The sequence below is a fragment of the Streptomyces koelreuteriae genome, from assembly GCF_018604545.1.
Taxonomy (GTDB): Bacteria; Actinomycetota; Actinomycetes; order Streptomycetales; family Streptomycetaceae; genus Streptomyces; species Streptomyces koelreuteriae.
The window spans coordinates 3,371,644-3,388,805 of the sequence record NZ_CP075896.1 but is presented as its reverse complement, the minus strand read 5'-3'; the positions used below and the strand labels follow the sequence as shown (position 1 = coordinate 3,388,805).

The 17,162-nt window shown below is 71.5% G+C and carries 18 protein-coding genes; 13 read left to right on the top strand and 5 right to left on the bottom strand.

Annotated features, from left to right (window positions below; all coding sequences use genetic code 11):
- The first annotated feature begins 35 nt into the window (after positions 1 to 35).
- A complete protein-coding gene (locus KJK29_RS14990) occupies positions 36 to 1,262 on the top strand; it encodes an LCP family protein (RefSeq protein ID WP_215119636.1) in 1,227 nt (408 codons plus the stop codon).
- Between the two features lie 10 nt (positions 1,263 to 1,272).
- On the opposite strand, the gene KJK29_RS14985 is transcribed toward KJK29_RS14990, so the two are convergent.
- The 3 genes from KJK29_RS14985 to KJK29_RS14975 are packed head-to-tail and all read right to left on the bottom strand — an operon-like array spanning position 1,273 to position 5,801.
- Positions 1,273 to 2,469: an acyl-CoA dehydrogenase family protein gene (locus KJK29_RS14985; protein ID WP_215119635.1), complete on the bottom strand. Its 1,197-nt coding sequence runs from the start codon at positions 2,467 to 2,469 to the stop codon at positions 1,273 to 1,275.
- A 31-nt stretch (positions 2,470 to 2,500) separates the two neighbouring features.
- Entirely contained in the window at positions 2,501 to 3,781 is a 1,281-nt protein-coding gene (locus KJK29_RS14980; protein WP_215119631.1) for an NYN domain-containing protein, read from the bottom strand.
- On the bottom strand, positions 3,771 to 5,801 hold the full coding sequence (locus tag KJK29_RS14975; RefSeq protein ID WP_215119629.1) for a hypothetical protein: 2,031 nt from the start codon (positions 5,799 to 5,801) through the stop codon (positions 3,771 to 3,773). The genes KJK29_RS14980 and KJK29_RS14975 overlap by 11 nt, the downstream gene beginning before the upstream one ends.
- A 212-nt stretch (positions 5,802 to 6,013) precedes the next feature.
- On the opposite strand from KJK29_RS14975, the gene KJK29_RS14970 reads away from it, so the two are divergent.
- Positions 6,014 to 6,445, top strand: a complete 432-nt coding sequence (locus tag KJK29_RS14970; protein WP_215119627.1) for an SMI1/KNR4 family protein — start codon at positions 6,014 to 6,016, stop codon at positions 6,443 to 6,445.
- 14 nt (positions 6,446 to 6,459) lie between these two features.
- Here KJK29_RS14970 and KJK29_RS14965 read toward each other — a convergent pair whose 3' ends face one another.
- Entirely contained in the window at positions 6,460 to 7,179 is a 720-nt protein-coding gene (locus tag KJK29_RS14965; RefSeq protein ID WP_215119625.1) for a hypothetical protein, read from the bottom strand.
- Between the two features lie 421 nt (positions 7,180 to 7,600).
- Between KJK29_RS14965 and KJK29_RS14960 the strand changes: the two genes are divergently transcribed.
- The 11 genes from KJK29_RS14960 (at position 7,601) to KJK29_RS14910 (ending at position 15,209) form a co-directional block, all read left to right on the top strand.
- On the top strand, positions 7,601 to 8,347 hold the full coding sequence (locus tag KJK29_RS14960; protein WP_215119624.1) for a hypothetical protein: 747 nt from the start codon (positions 7,601 to 7,603) through the stop codon (positions 8,345 to 8,347).
- Between the two features lie 17 nt (positions 8,348 to 8,364).
- Positions 8,365 to 9,249: a hypothetical protein gene (locus KJK29_RS14955; RefSeq protein ID WP_215119622.1), complete on the top strand. Its 885-nt coding sequence runs from the start codon at positions 8,365 to 8,367 to the stop codon at positions 9,247 to 9,249.
- Entirely contained in the window at positions 9,246 to 10,553 is a 1,308-nt protein-coding gene (locus tag KJK29_RS14950; protein ID WP_215119620.1) for a CpaF family protein, read from the top strand. The genes KJK29_RS14955 and KJK29_RS14950 overlap by 4 nt, the downstream gene beginning before the upstream one ends.
- Positions 10,554 to 10,558: 5 nt before the next feature.
- Positions 10,559 to 11,539, top strand: a complete 981-nt coding sequence (locus tag KJK29_RS14945; protein WP_251057805.1) for a type II secretion system F family protein — start codon at positions 10,559 to 10,561, stop codon at positions 11,537 to 11,539.
- On the top strand, positions 11,536 to 12,459 hold the full coding sequence (locus tag KJK29_RS14940) for a type II secretion system F family protein (protein ID WP_215119619.1): 924 nt from the start codon (positions 11,536 to 11,538) through the stop codon (positions 12,457 to 12,459). Before KJK29_RS14945 ends, KJK29_RS14940 begins: the two co-directional genes overlap by 4 nt.
- A 58-nt stretch (positions 12,460 to 12,517) precedes the next feature.
- A complete protein-coding gene (locus KJK29_RS14935) occupies positions 12,518 to 12,769 on the top strand; it encodes a hypothetical protein (protein WP_086600464.1) in 252 nt (83 codons plus the stop codon).
- Positions 12,770 to 12,879: 110 nt separating this feature from the next.
- Positions 12,880 to 13,260, top strand: coding sequence for a TadE family protein (locus KJK29_RS14930; protein WP_215124290.1), 381 nt, complete (start codon positions 12,880 to 12,882; stop codon positions 13,258 to 13,260).
- Positions 13,261 to 13,704 carry a TadE/TadG family type IV pilus assembly protein gene (locus KJK29_RS14925; protein ID WP_251057804.1) on the top strand — a complete coding sequence of 148 codons (444 nt, stop codon included), beginning with the start codon at positions 13,261 to 13,263 and terminating at the stop codon, positions 13,702 to 13,704.
- Between the two features lie 77 nt (positions 13,705 to 13,781).
- Positions 13,782 to 14,261, top strand: coding sequence for a TadE/TadG family type IV pilus assembly protein (locus KJK29_RS14920; RefSeq protein ID WP_215124288.1), 480 nt, complete (start codon positions 13,782 to 13,784; stop codon positions 14,259 to 14,261).
- Between the two features lie 71 nt (positions 14,262 to 14,332).
- The gene (locus KJK29_RS14915) at positions 14,333 to 14,710 is read left to right on the top strand and encodes a hypothetical protein (protein WP_215119617.1); all 378 of its coding nucleotides are present in this window, start codon (positions 14,333 to 14,335) and stop codon (positions 14,708 to 14,710) included.
- A 121-nt stretch (positions 14,711 to 14,831) separates the two neighbouring features.
- Positions 14,832 to 15,209, top strand: coding sequence for a DUF6336 family protein (locus KJK29_RS14910; RefSeq protein ID WP_215119616.1), 378 nt, complete (start codon positions 14,832 to 14,834; stop codon positions 15,207 to 15,209).
- Positions 15,210 to 15,238: 29 nt separating this feature from the next.
- On the opposite strand, the gene KJK29_RS14905 is transcribed toward KJK29_RS14910, so the two are convergent.
- Positions 15,239 to 17,131 carry a serine/threonine-protein kinase gene (locus tag KJK29_RS14905; protein ID WP_215119614.1) on the bottom strand — a complete coding sequence of 631 codons (1,893 nt, stop codon included), beginning with the start codon at positions 17,129 to 17,131 and terminating at the stop codon, positions 15,239 to 15,241.
- Positions 17,132 to 17,162: the final 31 nt, after the last annotated feature.

The window sequence follows — 17,162 nt, the reverse complement described above, 5'->3', positions numbered from 1 at the left end:
ACAGCATCGCCGAGGTGAGACAGCGGAATGGGCCGATGAGCGACTGGACCGACCCCGCGGCGGACCAGCGGGCGGGACGGGACCCGAGGAGGGTCCCGTCCGCGTCCCCGTTGGTGCCCCCGCCCTCGATCCGTACCGCCCCCTTGCCCGGCATGTCCTCGTCGGCCGCGCCCGGCCGCTACGACGGCAACGTCGAGGAGCCGGGACGAAGAGGCGGCGACAAGAACGCCCGCAGCAGAAACCCCGGCACCAGAAGCACCGGCAGCAGAAACCCCCGGCGCCGGGCCGGAAAGAGCCGCCGCTTCGTGCGTACCGCCGCCGTCCTGTCCACCGTCCTGGCCCTCGCCGGCGCCGGCACCTACGTCTGGGCCGACACCCGGCTCAACCAGGACGTCGACCTCGGCACGCTCAGCAGCCGGGTGCCGCCCGGCGAGGGAACCAACTACCTGGTCGTCGGCTCCGACAGCCGCGACGGACTGTCGGAGAAGGACAAGAAAGACCTCAACACCGGCTCGACCGACGGCCGCCGTACCGACTCGGTGATCCTGCTGCACACCGGGGCGAACGGCACCACGATGCTCAGCCTGCCGCGCGACTCCTGGGTGACCCTCCCGCCCTACGTCGATCCCGACACCGGCCGGAGCTACCGGGCCACGCCCGACAAACTGAACGCGGCGTTCTCGCTGGGCGGCCCCGACCTGCTCGTGCAGACCGTGGAACGCAACACCGGCGTGCACATCGACCACTACGCGGAGATCGGCTTCGCCGGTTTCGTGGGGGTGGTGGACGCGGTCGGCGGCGTCGACATGTGCCTGGACAAGGCCGTACGGGACAAGGACTCCGGCGCCGATCTGCAGGCCGGGTGCCAGACCCTCGACGGCTCCGAGGCGCTGGCCTTCGTACGGCAGCGCAAGCAGGAGGCCCAGGGGGATCTGGGCCGTACCCGCAACCAGCAGAAGTTCCTCGCCGCCCTGGCCGACAAGGCGGCCACCCCGTCCACCCTCGCCGACCCGTCCAAGTCCTTCCCGACCCTGGACGCCGGCCTCGAGACACTCATCGTGGACGAGGGCACCGAACTGCCCGACCTCATGAAGCTGTTCGAGGCCATGAAGAAGGCCACGGCCGGCGGCGGGAACCAGCTCAACGTGCCCGTGGCCGACCCGGACCTGCGGACCTCCAAGGGCAGCGCGGTGAAGTGGGACGACCGGCGGGCCCGCGCCCTGTTCGCGGCGATACGGGAGGACCGCCCGCCCGGCCCATGAGACAGGGCGGCTAGAGGAACGGCGTGCCCGGCTCCAGCCCCGCCAGCACCCTGCCGTACAGCTCCAGGTTGGTCGCCGGATGGACGAAGGCGTGCAGGTTCAGCGCCCGCAGATCGCGTACGGACCGCTGGATCGGCACCTCCTCGTGGAGGGAGGAGGCGCCCGAGGCCGAGCCGAGCAGGTCGGCGGCCTCCAGGCAGAGCCGCGCCACATAGCCGCTGCGCGCCCGGACCCCGGCCCGCTCCTCGGTCGTGTACGGCTCCCCGCTCGCCGCCCGCTCCCCGAGCAGCGTGACGATCTCGTCGGTCAGATGCTCGGCGCAGGAGATCTTCAACGCCGCCTCGGCCGTCTGCAGATGCGTGACGGGAGCCTCGTTCTGCCGCTCGTAGAAGGTGTACGTGATGCCCCGCCGGTGGATCCGCTCGCGGAACTCGGCGAGGGTCGAGCGGGCGAGGCCGAGGGCGTTCGGCGTCGCCCAGACGCAGAACATCAGCAGCACCGGCACCCGGTAGAACGGGTCCTCCGCGTTGGCCTTCGACGCGAACTCACCGCCGAGCAGCGGGGCGACCGGCAGTACGCGATGTGCCGGTACGACGACATCGCGCGCCACGACACTGTTGCTGCCGCTGCCCGCCAGCCCCGACACCCGCCAGTCGTCGAGGATCTCCAGGTCGGCCACGGGCATGGCCGTCCACACCGTCTCGGGCCGCCCCTCGATCCGGGCGGTCAGCAGATGCCAGTCGGCGTCCCGGCAGCCGGTGGCGAAGGGCGAGGTCCCGTTGACCACATAGCCGCCGTCGCCCGTCGGGACGGCTGTCGCGCTCGGGATCAGGCTGCCGCCGACGCGCACGTCGGGGCTGGTGAAGATCTCGTCCTGCGCCTCGTCGGGGAAGAGCGCGGCGACGTACGCGCATCCGGCCTGGATCAGCGTCATGAAACCGGCCGAACCGCACGCCGCCGACAGCTCCGCCAGCGCGTCGACCTGGGTGCGCAGACCGCTCTGATAACCGCCGTACCGCCGGGGCACGTTCATCCGCTGGATCCCGGTCCCGGTCAGCGCCTCCACGACCTCCCGCGTCACCCGCCGCTCCCGCTCGGTCCGCAGGGCGTGCCCGCGGACGAGAGGGGCGAGTTCGCGGACGCGCTCGACCAGGCCGGTGTCGGTGGGAGGTACAGGCAGAACGGTGTCTCGCGTGCCCGAAGTCATGGCTGCACCGTGACCTCCCCCGGGCCCGGTGTCAACGGGCCCTGATCCTCCTGGAGTTGATCCCGGCCAGCGGCGCCTTCAGCGAGCCGTACCCCGTCGCGGCCCATACGCTCCGCTCGGCCGGCAGCTCGAAGTAGGGGACCGTACGGCCGTCCTCGTCCGTGTCGGTGAGCACCTCCGGGGCGCGGCGGTTCCGCAGGGCGTCCGCGCACTCCTGGCACACCGCCACGTCCAGCCGGTCCCGGCGGCCGAGCGGACGCCAGCCGGTGCGCAGGGCGGCGCGGCCGTGCAGGGGGTGGAAGAAGCAGCGGGGGAGGGCCGTGTCGGCGGTGCCGGTCAGGGCGTCCTCGCCCTCTTGGACGAGGGCCAGAACACCCGCCAGGTCCGGCAGGCCCCGGGCCTCGTCGAGGACCCTGCCGGCGGCGGCGTAGGCGTCGAGGGCGTGCTGGAGGCCCGGCGTGGTGGTGAGGTCGGCGGACTGGGTGGCCTCGCCGAGCGCCAGGACCTCCGCCTCCGCCCGGCGCCGCAGCTCCGCCTCGTCGGCCGCGCGGGCCGTCGCGAACACCAGCTGCGGCACGGCCGGGGCCGCCCGGCGGGGACGGATCCCGCCCCGGGCCGCGAGGGCCGCCGCCAGGGCCAGGACGGGTACGCCGAAGAGCAGCCACCAGGCGGAGCCGCCCGAGTACGACGCGGCCGAGGTCGCCGCCGAGTCGTCCGGGTCGCCCTGGCCGTCGGGCGTCGCGGAGGGCGCCGCCGCGTCGTCCAGGTCCTTGATCGCCTCCTCGTACCGCTCCGTGCCCTTGCCCTCCGCCACCAGTTCCACGGCCTTGTCGGTCAGGTCGGCGAGTCCCGCGTCCCGCGTCTCGTCCAGGAATCCGGCGGCGCTCACGGCGTCCCGGGTCTGGTGGGTGTCGGCGGGCCACTCGTAGCCGTTCAGGGAGTCCGCGAAGTCGCCGTCCGTCGTGATGAGGAGGAGCTCGCGCTGATCCGGGAGCCGGTCGCGCACCGTCCCCGCCAGGATGTCGGAGTTGCCGTCGAAGGCGTCGCCCTTGGTGAGGGGCCTGAGCACGACCTTGATCGGCAGGCCCGTGCGCCGGATCTGCCGCTCCAACTGCTGCTGCCGGGACGGCGGTACGGCATCGGCGTAGGCCTCGTCGACGTAGACGGGAGAGGTGCGCAACGCGCTGGCGATGCGCTGCCCGGCGCTCGGCCCGGCGCTGTCCGCGGACCAGGCGGGACTCGCGGTGGTGGTCAGCGCCGCCAGCAGCAGCGCCGTGAGGACGGTGGTCACGCGCTTGACGTCAGTGGACACCTGCGGTCTCCCTCACCTTGTCGATCAGCCGGGCGATTCCGTGGGGTACGGCGGCCAGCGGGCCGTCGTTCGCGTCGTCACAGTCGTAATAGGGGACACGGCTGTTGCCGAGGGAGGGGTCGGGCAGCCTCAGCAGCCTGCCCGGGATACCGCTCGGTTCGGCGATGGCCGTGTCGCGGCAGGGCTCGCAGACGGGGAGCAGCCGTCTGGCGACGCCCTCCGTGGCGACCCGGACGTGGTGACGGCTGACGGCGGGGCCGTGCAGGGGGTTGACCCCGCAGCACAGGCCGTCCGAGTCGCCTGTCAGCACCGCCCGGCCCGCCCGCGCGAGCACGATGACGGCGACCAGGGTCGCGGGATCCGTGCCCGACGCCCGCGCGCGGTCGGGGTCGCCGTCGACCAGGAGCATCGCCGCGTCGAGGTGGTCCCAGGCGAGGGTGCGGTCGTCCGGATCGGTGAACTCACCGATGAGGGTGATGAGTTCGGTGTACGCGGTGCGCCGGAGGTAGGAGGCAGAGGGCTCGGTCGGCGCCGTGAAGGGCAGACGGTCGGTGGGCTCGGGAGCGGGATCGCGGCGCCGCAGCAGACGGCCGCCGGTCCACATCACGCCCGCCAGGGCGGCGGACAGCACGAGGGCCGCGAAGGCGCCCACGAACAGGCCGGGCAGGAAGTCGGTGGCGAACAGGGGCGGAAGGGTGTGCTCGTCGGCCTTCGGGGCGGCGGCCGGCGCGGACTCGAAGTCCGGGCGGTCCGTGCGCGGGGCCTTGTCGAGGAAGGTCATGAGCTTGTCGAGGCGCTCGCCGAGGAGATGGTCGTCGGCCTCGTCCGCCCTGCTGTCGCCGAACGTGACCGCGTCCGGCAGATCGAAGGACAGGCGGTCGGCGTCGATACGCAGGCCGTAGTTGTATACGTCGATCGTGCCGTCGTCCGGGGCGGCCACCACGTACAGCCCGTCCTGGCGCGCCTTGGCGTGCACGGCGGCGGCGAACAGCCACGAGTCGCCGGCCGACTCACTCTCCGGCGTCTGCGGCACGAGCAGGACGTACACCGGGCCGCGGCCGTCGGAACGCCGGAAGTCCCGGATCCGGTCGTGCAGCCGGTCCAGTCGGCGGGAGTCGAGGACCCTCGGGCTCTCCGGGTCGGCGTAGACGGGGTCCTTCTTCAGGCCCGCCGCGACCCGGTCGACCCGGGCGGACAGGTCGGCGGGGGTGGGCGGCTCCGCCGCGCTCGACCTGGTCTGGTCGAAGACGACGGGGGCGGCGAGGGCGAGGGCGGCGGCGGTGAGCACGGCCGCGCCGGGGACGACCCAGCGGGGGACACGCCGTCCGGCCCCGGAGCGACGGCGGCGGCGACGCGCGAAGCCGGCCACCAGGAGGATCGTCAGGGGCACGCCGGTGAGCAGGATGCCCGTGACGAACGACTGGTTCTGGCGGTCGGACGGGCCGATGTACAGGTCGGCGGGCTCTTCGTCCCGGTACGTCTCACGCGCCGCCTCGGCCCGGGCGGTGGCCTTCTTCCCGCCCTGGGCGATGACGTCGACGAACCTCTCGAAGCTGAGCAACGGACCGGCGTCATAGGGCAGTTCATACCTCGTGACGGTCAAGGCGGCGTCGGCCGGTGCGCGCACGCCGTAGGCCGTGGCCTCCGTGATCCCGCTCTCGTCGATCAGGACGAACAACCCGTCCCGCCCGAGCCGGTCGTGCACCGCGCCGAGCAACTGCCGTGCCTGCGTACTGCTCTGTGACGGCAGGACCAGGACGTACGTCGGGACGCCGGTCTTCTTCGCGAGCCTCGCGAAGCCGGGGGCGGTGGAGCGGGGGATCTCGCGCGGGAGTTGGTCGGTGACGTGTACGGGGTTCTCGCGGAGGCGGTCGGCGAGGTGGGCGGCTTGGGTGACGGGTGCCGGGGCGTCGGCCTCTGCCGCCCGGGCCGGGGTGGCGGTTGCGAAGACGGCCGCTACGGCGCAGAGCGCGAGCAGCACCCGGAGGAGACGTGGCCGGTCACTGTTCCACACCGGCATATGTGCTGTGTATGCCCTGCTTGTTGCGACTGCTCTCACCGGTGTGCCCCCCGCGTTCCGATCGCTGTCCGGGCGGCACTCTACCGGGGGGCTTCGCGAGTGCTACAGGTTGCCGGGGTCCCGGGCGGGGCGGTCAGGGGTGGTGAACACCGGCCGGTGGAAGGATGGATGGTGTTCAACGGGGCTCGGCACGGAAGGGGGTGAGGGCGGGCATGTGGCGCGAGTCGCTCGGAGACGTGGTGACAGGGCCCTGGCGCCCTCCCGCGTCCTACGCCGCCCTCCATGCCGTCGAGACGTCTCTGGGCCGGCCCCTGCCAACCGCCCTCCGCTCCCTCCTCCTGGAGACCGACGGAATGGAGGGCCCGTACGGCGAGGACATCGTCTGGCCCGCCGGCCGCATCCTGGACGACAACCTCGCCTTCCGCACCCGACCCGAATTCCGCTCCCTCTACCGCCCCTTCGACCCGTTGCTCTTCTTCGGCGACAACGGCGGAGGAGACCAGTTCGCCTTCGTCCAGGACCTCGGCGACGGCAGCGTCCACGTCTGGGACCACGAGACGGATGAACGCGGCCTCGTGGCGCCCGACCTGGGCAGCTATCTGCGCGGGGCGCTGGGAAGCGACGGAGAGGACTGGTACCGGTAGCGGTACCCGGCCCTTCAGCCCAGCTTCGCGTTCTGGGCCTTCACCACCGTCGCCGGGAGCTTCGCGTCGCCCGGCCTGTCCTGGACGATGGCCATGCCGTCGACGGAGAAGTAGACGGCGAGGACGTCACCCTTGCGGACGGCCTGGGCGTGCATGGTGTGGGTGATGCCCTTGACAGTCATCGTGGAGCGGAAGGCCAGTGACTCGTCACCACCCTCGGCCACCGGCTTCTCGCTGGTGGCGGAGTCGTACGTGGCCGTGTTCTTCGCCTTCGCCGTGAAGCCACCGCCGCACGAGTCGACGCCCTTGTCCAGCCCCGCGAAGGCGGACTCGGCCTTGCCGGGCGCGTACGTCGTGAGCGTGACGTACGTGAACTGGCTGCTCCCCAGGACGGAGTGGGTCAGGTCGCCGTGGGACTCGCCGAGGGGCAGCTGGTTCAGCACGTAGACCAGCGGTGCGCAGGCCGGCTTGTCGACCGTGACGTCGTCCGGGGACTGGGCGAAGGCGTACTCGTCGTCCTCCTTGGAGGAGGGCTTCACGGAGAACCCCGGCACGTCCTTCTTCGTGACCATGAGCTTCGCCAGCCGCTCGGCCGGAGTCACCTGCTTCGCCCGGGACGCGGTGGGCCTCGGCTCACCGGTCGCCGAATCCGAGTCGGCGTCCCCGCCGCACGCCGTGAGCGCGGCGAGGGAGATCAGGGACAGGGTGGAGGCGGCGAGCGCGGCCCGCTTCATGGAGGACTCCTCGTTGGGGGGGGGCAGACCGAAGATCATGGCACGGGGAAATCCCGGCTCACGTGTGTGAATCGTGTGGACCTCATGACCGGCGCGTGGCGAAAGGGCCGGTTGAGGTGCAGCCGTCGCTCCCGGGCGGATTCGCTGCCGCACAGGGAGCCGCACGGTGAACGGCCTGTCGGTGTGCCGCCATCAACGGGTTTGTCCAGGCCCGAAGTTGCAGATGGATAACGGTGCGTGCCGTGAGGTTCAGGACGTAGGACGCGTCTTGAGGGGCTTATGTGCGGCTGATACGGTGCCATGGCTTGACACTCACTTCGGCGCTGGCTATTCCGCCAGCTCAGGCACCGCTTCAGCGGACCGAGAAGTGCGAAGTGTCCTATTTGGTAGATAACTTCTTGGGTGTACGGGGAGCGGTTGCGTGAAGATCCAAGAGCGTACGGGGGCGGGCGCGGGCCGTTCTGCCTCTCCGGCTCAGCCGTCGGTCGGCGACCGCCTTCCCACACCACCTCGCGAGCGCAAACCGGCACTGGCCGCGCTCGCGGTGCTGCTCATCCTGGTGGGCGCGCTGGGCGCGACGATGCTCGTGCTGCAGGCGGGTGACCGGGTCGAGGTCGTGAAGGTGACGGAGGCGATCCCCGCCGGCGGGTCGGTGAGCACGAGCAACACGACGTCGGTCATGGTCGCCCAGGACGAGAGCATCCACTACGTCGAGTGGGCTCAGCTGGACCAGCTCAGGAAGCTGAAGGCCATCAACCCCATTCCCGCCGGGGCCGTCGCGGTCGGCGAGATGTTCGGCGAGAAGGCCGGAGTCGAGGCCGGCAAGTCCACCGTGGGCCTGTCCCTCAAGGCCGGCCAGTACCCGAGCGGCATCAAGCAGGGCGACACCGTCGCCGCCTACCGCGTCACCGCCGACTCCGGTTCCGGCTCCAGCGGCAACAGCGACAGCAACAGCGGTTCGTCGTCGGCGGCCGGCAACGCCGTCATCGTCGACCAGGCGCGAGTCACCTACGTACCGGACGCCAACTCCGGCTCCGACCAGATCGTCAGCAGCACCAACCTGGCGGTCACCCTGACCGTCGACAGCGACAAGGCCGCCGATCTGGCCCAGGCCGCCTCCAACAGCGAGGTCGCCCTCGTCCTCGTCTCCGGTAACTCCGGCAACTAGAAGGCGGCACCCACCCCATGGCGCTCATCGCTCTCGCCGCCGACAAGGGTTCCCCCGGCGTCACCACCGCGGCCGTCGCTCTCTCGGCGGTCTGGCCGCGCCGTGTCCTGCTCGCCGAGGCGGACCCGGCGGGCGGTGACCTCGTCTACCGCAGTGCCGCCGCGCACGGCGGGCCGCTCAACCCCAACACCGGCATGCTGTCCATCGCCGCCACCGCGCGCCGCGGACTCGCGCCGGACCAGCTCTGGGACCACGTACAGCCCCTGAGCGGCGGCCTCGAGGTGCTCGTCGGGCTCGGAATCGCCGAGCAGGCGGCCGGCCTCGCCGGACTGTGGCCGACCCTCGGCCACGCCTTCGCCTCCCTCGCCGACTCCCCGAACGCCGCCGCCGACGTCATCGCCGACTGCGGACGCGTCAGCGGGGACACCCCCGCCGTCGAACTGTTCCCGCACGCCTCGCTCGTGCTGCTCATCTCGCGCACCGAGCCCGAGGCCATCGCCCGGGTCCGCGACCGCGCCGCCGCCCTCGCCGGCAAGCTGCACGGCGGATCGCGCGGCGCCGCGAGCCTCGGCAATCCCATGATCGGCGTCGTCCTGATCGCCGACACCGGCACGGCGGCGAAGCTCGCCTCGCAGGTCAACGACATGCTCGTGCACGCCCAGACCGGCGCCCGCGTGGTCGGCACCATCGCCGACGACCCGGCCGGCGCCGACCAGCTGGCGGGCCGCAGGCGCGGCCGGCTCGACAAGTCGCTGCTGATCCGCTCGGCCCGCAAGGTCGCGGCCGACATCTACCAGCAGTACGGCGCCGCCTGGGCCGCCTCCGCCCAGGCGAACCAGGCCCACCAGGCCCAGCACCACCACCCGGGCCAGATGCAGGGCCACGCGGGGGCCGGCGCATGACCGCTGTCGACCACCAGTTGGTCAAGCGGTTCCGCCAGGACGCCGGCGACCGTATCGCCGAGCAGCGCCGACAGGACCAGGTCAACAACGTCACTCCGATGTCCACGGAGGACGAGCGGCAGTACGCGCGTGCCGTCATAGCCCAGATACTGGAGGAGTACGCCCGCGCCGAGATCAACGCGGGCCGTACGCCGCTGGACGCCGAGACCGAGGAGCAGTACGCGGCCGCCGTGCACGCCGCGCTGTTCGGCGTCGGCCGGCTCCAGCCGCTGCTGGACAACCCCGACGTCGAGAACATCGACATCAACGGCTACGACCAGGTCTTCGTCGGATACGCCGACGGCCGCGAGGTGACGGCCGACCCCGTCGCCGAGACCGACGAGGAGCTCATCGAGCTCATCCAGGTGCTCGGCGCGTACTCGGGTCTGTCCTCCCGCCCCTTCGACTCGGCCAACCCGCAGCTCGACCTCCGGCTGCCCGACGGTTCGCGACTGTCGGCCGTCATGGACGTCACCCGGCGCCCCGCCCTGTCCATCCGCCGTGCGCGCATGGGCAAGGTGTTCATCTCCGACCTCGTCGGCAACGGCACGGTGACGCCCGAGGTCGCCCACTTCATGGCCTGTGCGGTCCGCGCCCGCAAGAACATCATGATCGCGGGCGCCACGAACGCCGGCAAGACCACGCTCCTGAGGGCCCTCGCCAACGAGATCCCCCCGAACGAGCGCCTCATCACCGTCGAACGGGCCCTGGAACTCGGCCTCGACACCTTCGCCGACCTGCACCCCAACGTCGTCGCCTTCGAGGAACGCCTGCCCAACTCCGAGGGCCAGGGCATGATCTCGATGGCGGAGCTGGTGCGACGCTCGCTGCGTATGAACCCCTCGCGCGTCATCGTCGGTGAGGTCCTCGGCGACGAGATCGTCACCATGCTCAACGCGATGTCGCAGGGCAACGACGGCTCCCTGTCCACGATCCACGCCAACAGCTCCCACGAGGTCTTCAACCGTATCTCCACCTACGCGTTGCAGGCCTCCGAGCGGCTGCCCATCGAGGCCAGCCAGATGCTGATCGCGGGCGCGGTGAACTTCGTCGTCTTCATCCAGCGGCGCAACAACTACGGCAACGGCGGCCGCCTCCAGCGCATGGTCACCTCCGTCCGCGAGGTCAACGGCGTCGACGGACGCGTCCTGTCCAGCGAGGTCTTCGCGGAGGCTCCCGACGGCCGGGTCGTGCCGCACGCCCCCATCGCCTGCCTGGAGGAACTGATGGCACACGGCTACCGGCCGACCGGGACCTGGGGGTGACAGGGATGACCACGACTCTCGCGGCACTCGGCTCGCTCGGCTCCATGGGCGGCCTGTTCTCCACCACCGTCCTGTACTCGATAGGCAGTGGCGTCGCCGTCGGCGGCGGCATCGCGCTCCTGCTCCTCGCCGTACGCGGCCTGCCCGTCAAGCCCGACCACGAGAAGCAGAAGGCCGCCGAGCGGGCGAGCGAACTCATCCGCTTCGCCGGACAGCGCGGCTCGCTCGCGGCCATCGTCGGCCTCGTCGTCCTCCTGCTCACCCGCTGGGCCGTCGCGGGCATCGCGGCCGGCGTCCTCGTCTTCTTCTGGGACCGCCTGTTCGGCGGCGCCGGCGAGGAACGGGCCGCCATGCGCCGCGTGGAGGCCCTCGCCTCCTGGACGGAGTCCCTGCGCGACACCATCGCCGGCGCGGTGGGCCTCGAACAGGCCATCCCGGCCTCCGCCCGCGCCGCGGCCCCGGTCCTGCGCCCCCACCTCGACGCCCTCGTCGACCGCCTGCGCGCCCGCACCCCGCTGCCCGAGGCGCTCCAGCAACTCGCCGACGAGATCGACGACGCCTCCGCCGACATCATCGTCGCGGCCCTGATCCTCAACGCCCGCCTGCGCGGCCCCGGCCTGCGCCAGGTACTCGGCGCCCTCGCCAAGTCGGCCCGCGAGGAGGTCGACATGCGGCAGCGCGTGATGTCGCAGCGGGCCTCCACACGGCGGTCGGTGCAGATCGTGGTCGCCGTCTCGGTGGCCTTCGTCCTCGGCCTGTCGATCTTCAACCGTGAGTTCGTCGAGCCGTACGGCTCCCCGCTCGGCCAGGTCGTCCTCGCCGGCGTCTGCGCCCTGTTCGCCATGGGCTTCTGGTGGCTGCGCAAGCTGTCCACCATCGAGACGCCCGAGCGCTTCCTCGTCCGGGACGAGGCCTCGGTCCAGTTCGTCCGGCCCCGCCCGCCCGGGCAGCAGTCGCTCCAGCCGGAAGAGGGGGTACAGCGATGAACGATCTGACGATGCCGATCGTCGTCGGCGCGGTCATCGGCCTGGGCATCTACGTCCTCGTACGCGCCCTGATGCCGTCGAAGCGGAGCGCGATCTCACAGGTCGCCAGGATCGACGCGATGCGGGCGCGCGGCTCGGCGTACGAGTCCGCCCGGACGCAGGCGGACACGGGCCGTCTCGGCTCGCTGCGGGCCGAAGTCGGCCAGCGCGTCGCCGAGTTCTACATGCAGCAGGGCTGGGAGCAGCGCTCGCTCCGGGCGGACCTGGCGGTCCTGGACCGCAGCTGGGAGAAGTTCCTGGCGACGAAGGTGCTGCTGGGTGTGGCGGGTATGTTCTTCGGGCCGTTCCTGTTCGCCATCGTCTTGACCCTGGGCATCGGCAAGAGCCCGATCATCCCGGTGTGGCTGGCGCTGCTGTTCGCGGCCATCTTCTTCTTCCTGCCCGACCTCGAGGTACGGCGGGACGCCGCCGAGAAGCGGCGCGACCTGCGGCGCGTGATCGGCGCGTACCTCGACCTGGTGTCGATGAGCCTGGCCGGCGGACGCGGTCTGCCGGAGGCCCTGATGGCGGCGGCCGAGGTCTCGGACGGCTGGGCCAACCAGCGCATCCGCAACGCCCTGTCCGACGCCCGTATCACCGGCATGAGCCAGTGGCAGGCACTCGGCCAGCTCGGCGAGGAGATCGGCGTCGAGGAGCTCAAGGACCTCTCCGCCTCCCTGGCCCTGGTCGCGGACGACGGTGCCAAGGTGCGCGAGTCCCTGGCGTCCCGCGCCGAGACCATGCGGCACCGCGAGCTCGCCGAGATCGAGGGCAGCGCGGGCGAGAAGTCCCAGTCGATGCTCGTGGCCCAGCTGCTGCTGTGCGCCGGCTTCCTGGTGTTCCTGATCTACCCCGCGGCGATGCGGGTGTTCCAGGTGTGAAAGCTGCTTGCCCAACCGACTGCCCATAGAACCAGCTGAATTGAGAGGACTACCTCCCATGAACGGACGCAACTTCCACACGGGCATCCCGGCGGTGGACTTCCTGGTCGTCTTCCTGCAGGGGCGCGTCGAGCGTGCCCGGTCCGGCGAACTCGACCGCGGTGCCTCCGCCGTCGAGTGGGTCATCATCTCCGCCGTCGTGGTGGCGATCGTCGGCGTCGTCGCCGCGATCATCAACCGCGCGCTGGAGGGTGGTGCCGAGAAGGTCGAGAACTGCATCAACGGCGCCAACCAGAGCGGCACCTGCTGAGCGACGTACGGACAACGGGGTTGACGGGGTTGCGCGTGAGCGTGGGCAGATGGGTACACCGCAGAGCGGAGGCCGTACGGAAGTCGGCGGCCACCCGCGGTGACTCCGGCATGACCGCGATCGAGTTCGTGCTGCTCACCCCGGTTCTCTTCTTCATGATCTTCGCCACGGTGCAGTTCGCGCTGTACTTCTTCGCCGACCACGTGGCCCAGGCCGCGGCCCAGGCCGGAGCCCGCAAGGCCCGCGCCACGGCCGACGAACAGCCGGGCGCCTGGCGGGGCGAGGCGCGCGACGTGGTGGACAGCTACATCAGGCAGCTGGGCCCCAACCTGGTGCTGTCGCCCGACGTCGCGCTGGTCCAGCCGGAACAGAACACGGTGGGCGTGGAGATCACGGCCCGGGTCCCGACGGTGTTCCCCGGGCTGGACATGACCGTGCACGCGCAGTCGGTGGGACCGGTGGAGCGGTTCGTGCGGGATGAGGGGAACTAGGTGAAGGTCTCTTCCCTGCGGGACCGTTGGTCCGCGGTCGAGGCACGGCGGGACGACCGAGGCCTCTCCACGGTCGAGGTCGTGATCCTCGCGCCGGTGATGATCCTCTTCATCCTCGTCCTGGTGGCCTTCGGCCAGATGGTCGAGGGACGGGGAGCGATCGACGGCGCCGCGCGTGACGCGGCCCGGGCCGGATCGCTCCAGTGGGACGTCGGCAACGCCATGGCGGAAGCGCGCAAGGCGGCCGAGGCCGACCTCACGGACGTCTGCACGGGCCCGGTGAGCGTGACCAAGACCAGCGCGGGCTTCGCCGACGCCGATCTGTTCTCCGTCGAGGTGAGCTGCGAGGTCCGCGGCCTGGCGATGGTCGGCCTGGACATCAAGACCAATATGTCCGGCTCCTTCACGGCACCGCTGGATCCCTTCAAGAGGAAGGCGGGCTGAGGGAGTTGAACACGCCCTTGAACACGGACCCGAACGCGGCGTTGCACCCGGCGTTGCACCCGGCTTTGAACCCGGTCTTGGCCCCGGCCTTCAAGAGCACCGCCTTCCGCGCCTGGCTGTCGTCCCGCCGCCAGCGGCTGGACGACCGGGGCTCCGGCGCCGGCGCGGTCATCATCTTCGCGCTCGTCTTCATCTCGCTCTCGGCCTTCGTCATCGACGGCGGACTGTCCATCTCCAAGCGCGAACGCGCCGCGGACATCGCCGAACAGGCCGCGCGCTACGCCGCCCAGGACATCGACCTCGACGCCCTCTACGAGAACGAGGGCGGCGGCCCGGCCCCGATCAACTTCGGGAACTGCAATGCCCGTGTGAAGGCCTTCGCCCGCGAGATGGACATGACGGGCCCGGACATCGCGGCGACCCACTGCGTGGCGGCCGACGCGGACCAGGTGCAGGTCGAGGTCCAGCTCACCTACGCCCCGGTCTTCACCGGGATGTTCTACGGCGGTGACGTGATCGTCCGCGGCCAGGCGGTGGCGGAGAACGAGGTCGGCTGAGCGGCCACCACTGCGGGTGAACCCACGGCCGGCACCCGTTGCGGCCGGTGTCGCCCGCCGTTGGTCCGGCCATGAAGCGTTTGATCAACTCCGCCCTCGTGACCGCCTTCGCGGGATCACTGCTCCTCACCGCACTGCCCGCCGCCGACGCGCTCGCAGCCCCGTCCGCCCCGTCCGCCCCGTCCGCCCCGGCCGTCCCGCAGGACAGGTGCGTCTGGCTGACGGTGACAGGCAAGAAGGTGGCCGTACGCCGACCAGGGAAGGACGAGTTCTCCGCCCGGCCGAACAGCCCTGTGCACCACTACGTGTACAGGGGGGACCGACTCCGCAGCTGCGTCATGACGTTCAACCGCGGGGAACCGCGGTACCGCGCCTGCGGGCGGTGGGGGACGGACTGGTACATCGTCCGGGGTGGTCAGATCCCGGCGACGTGCGTGAAGCGTGCCTGATCGCACCGAGTCTCGGGCCAGGAGGCCGCCGGGGCGGGGCGCGTAGAGTCCGCGGACCCTCGGTGTGGTGGCGGCCAGGGGCGTTGCGGCTGCTCGGGCCGGGCGGGCTAGGGTGCTGGCCATGGCTCTGGACCAGGACGGCGTGATGCTCCCACGGCTGCGGCCGACGGAGGTCGCGAGGCGAGGCATGACCTTCGGCCTGCTGAGCGTGATACCGCTCGCCGTGGCGGCTTTCAGCATCACCGACGGCAGCGCCCGAGAAGACCTCCTGTCCGTCGGCGGTGCTCTGGCCGGCCTCCTCGGTGCGATGTTCCTTGTGATCGGTGCCGGCTTCTGGTGGGCCAGTGCGGCGGACGTCCGCCGCCTGCGGGACTGGAACACCATCACGAGCCAGGCCGCCTCGGTGACCCTCGTGGGACCGGTGTTCCTGCGCTCCGGGCTGTTTCTCCTCGTCCTCGGAGCCGCCGCTCTCGGGCTGAACCTACTCGTGGCCGACTGACGGTTGAGCCGCGCCCCGGACGACGACTGCTACTCGGGCTTCCACTGAGTGGCAGTCGCTACGTACGTACGAAGCCGGTCGTTGTCATCGGCCCCCGCGTTGACCTTGGTGATCCAGAGGTGAGTGACGGCACCCTCGCCGGACACGACACAGAGGCCGGTGCCTGACTTGAGAACCGAGTCGTTCCTGATCTGGCTGAGGGGGATGGGGTTGGGAAGCGTGCCCCCGAGGGCGGAGTCGCGGCACGCGGTGGGAGTGGGCCGCCGCTCCGTGGTAGTGCCGAACGAGCCTTCGTCGTCGGCGAGCCGGATCCCGTTCACCTTGATGGGGTCGGGGCAGTCCGTGTAGGTGAGCCAGCCGCCGGAGGACGGTACGTAGCCGGCACCGGTCTCCACGCTCAGGTCGTTGATGTCGAGGATCGTGGCGTCGGACGGCCTGCACATCGTTCCCGACCCGATGTCCTCCGCGGTGGGCGTGTACTTCGGCGCCCGCAGCACGAGGCTCTTGTCCCGCGCGCTGATCTGCCAGCCGGCTTCCGACTTCGGGCCGTCCTCGCTGGTGGGTGTCGCGCTGGGAGAGGCGGCCGCGTCGGCAGCGGGGTCGGCGCCGCCGGTAGCGCGTTGGGTGTCGCCGGAAGCGGTGGTGTCCCGCGAGTCGTCCGTCAGCACCTGGTAGGCGGCGACGGAGCCGCCACCCACCGCCAGCGCCGCCACGACGGCGAGTGCGGCGATCAGCGGTGTACGACGCGATGTGGCGGGACGGTCCGCCCCCGTGGCGCCGGGGGCCGCCCCCGTGGCGCCGGGGGCCGACGCCGCGGCGCCGGGGGCCGAGGCCATGGCTCCGGGTGCCGCGGCCGGCTGCGGGGAGTACGCGGGTGCGGTGGGAGCCGCGGCCATGAACGCGTCGGCCGGAGAGTGCGCGGGCCGTGTGGGCACGGCGGCCGCGAACGCGGCCTGAGGGGGCACTCCCGGCTGGGTGGGCACCTGAGGCGCCGGTGAGGGGCCGGCAGCGGCCGGCGCGGGAGAGGAGTGCAGGCGAAGCGTCTCCTCCTGCCGGCTGATCTGCTCCTGCACGGCCGGGGGCAGCCACCAGCCCTCGTGCCGGATCAACCCCTGCGTGCCGGCCAGCGTGTGGCACGCCTCGATGATCTGCTCAGGAGTGGGCCGGGCGCCGGGATCCTTGGCCAGACAGCCGGCGATGACGCCCCGCAGTTCATCCGGACAGGCGTCGAGACCGGGTTCGTTGGAGACGATCCGGTACAGCAGCGCGTGCGAGGCCCCCTCGCCGAACGGATGCCGGCCGGTCGCCGCGAAGAACGCGACCAGGCCGAGCGCGAAGACGTCCAGGGCAGGCGTGACGTCACCGCCCATGGCCTGCTCGGGCGCCATGTACGCAGGCGTACCGAGCCGTACGTCCGTACCGGTCAGCGCGGTCGTGTCGGCGGCACGGGCGATGCCGAAGTCGATGACACGCGGCCCGTCCGAGGCCAGCAGCACATTGGAAGGCTTGAGATCCCGGTGAATGACGCCGGCCGCGTGGATGGTCTGAAGCGCCTCGGCGATCCCGGCGGTCAGCTGCAACACCGTACGCAGGGGCAGCGCCCCGTGCTGGTACACGGCGGAGGCGAGAGAGGGACCGGGGACGTATCCGATCGCGAGCCAGGGCTCGGGACCGTCGGTGAAGCTGTCGAGGACGGGTGCGGTGTACGGCCCTTGAACCCGTCGCGCGGCCGCGACTTCCTGGGAGAAGCGCTTGCGGAACTCCAAGTCCTGCGCGTACTCCCGCCGCACGACCTTGAGCGCCACCGGCTGACCGCCCCGGGTGTGCGACAGGTAGACCATGCCCATGCCGCCCTCGCCCAGCCGCGCCCTGAGTCGGTAACCGGCTATCTCGTGGGCGTCGTCGGGCGACAGTGCGTCCATGGGGGAGGAGTCCTTCCGGATCTTGTGGGGG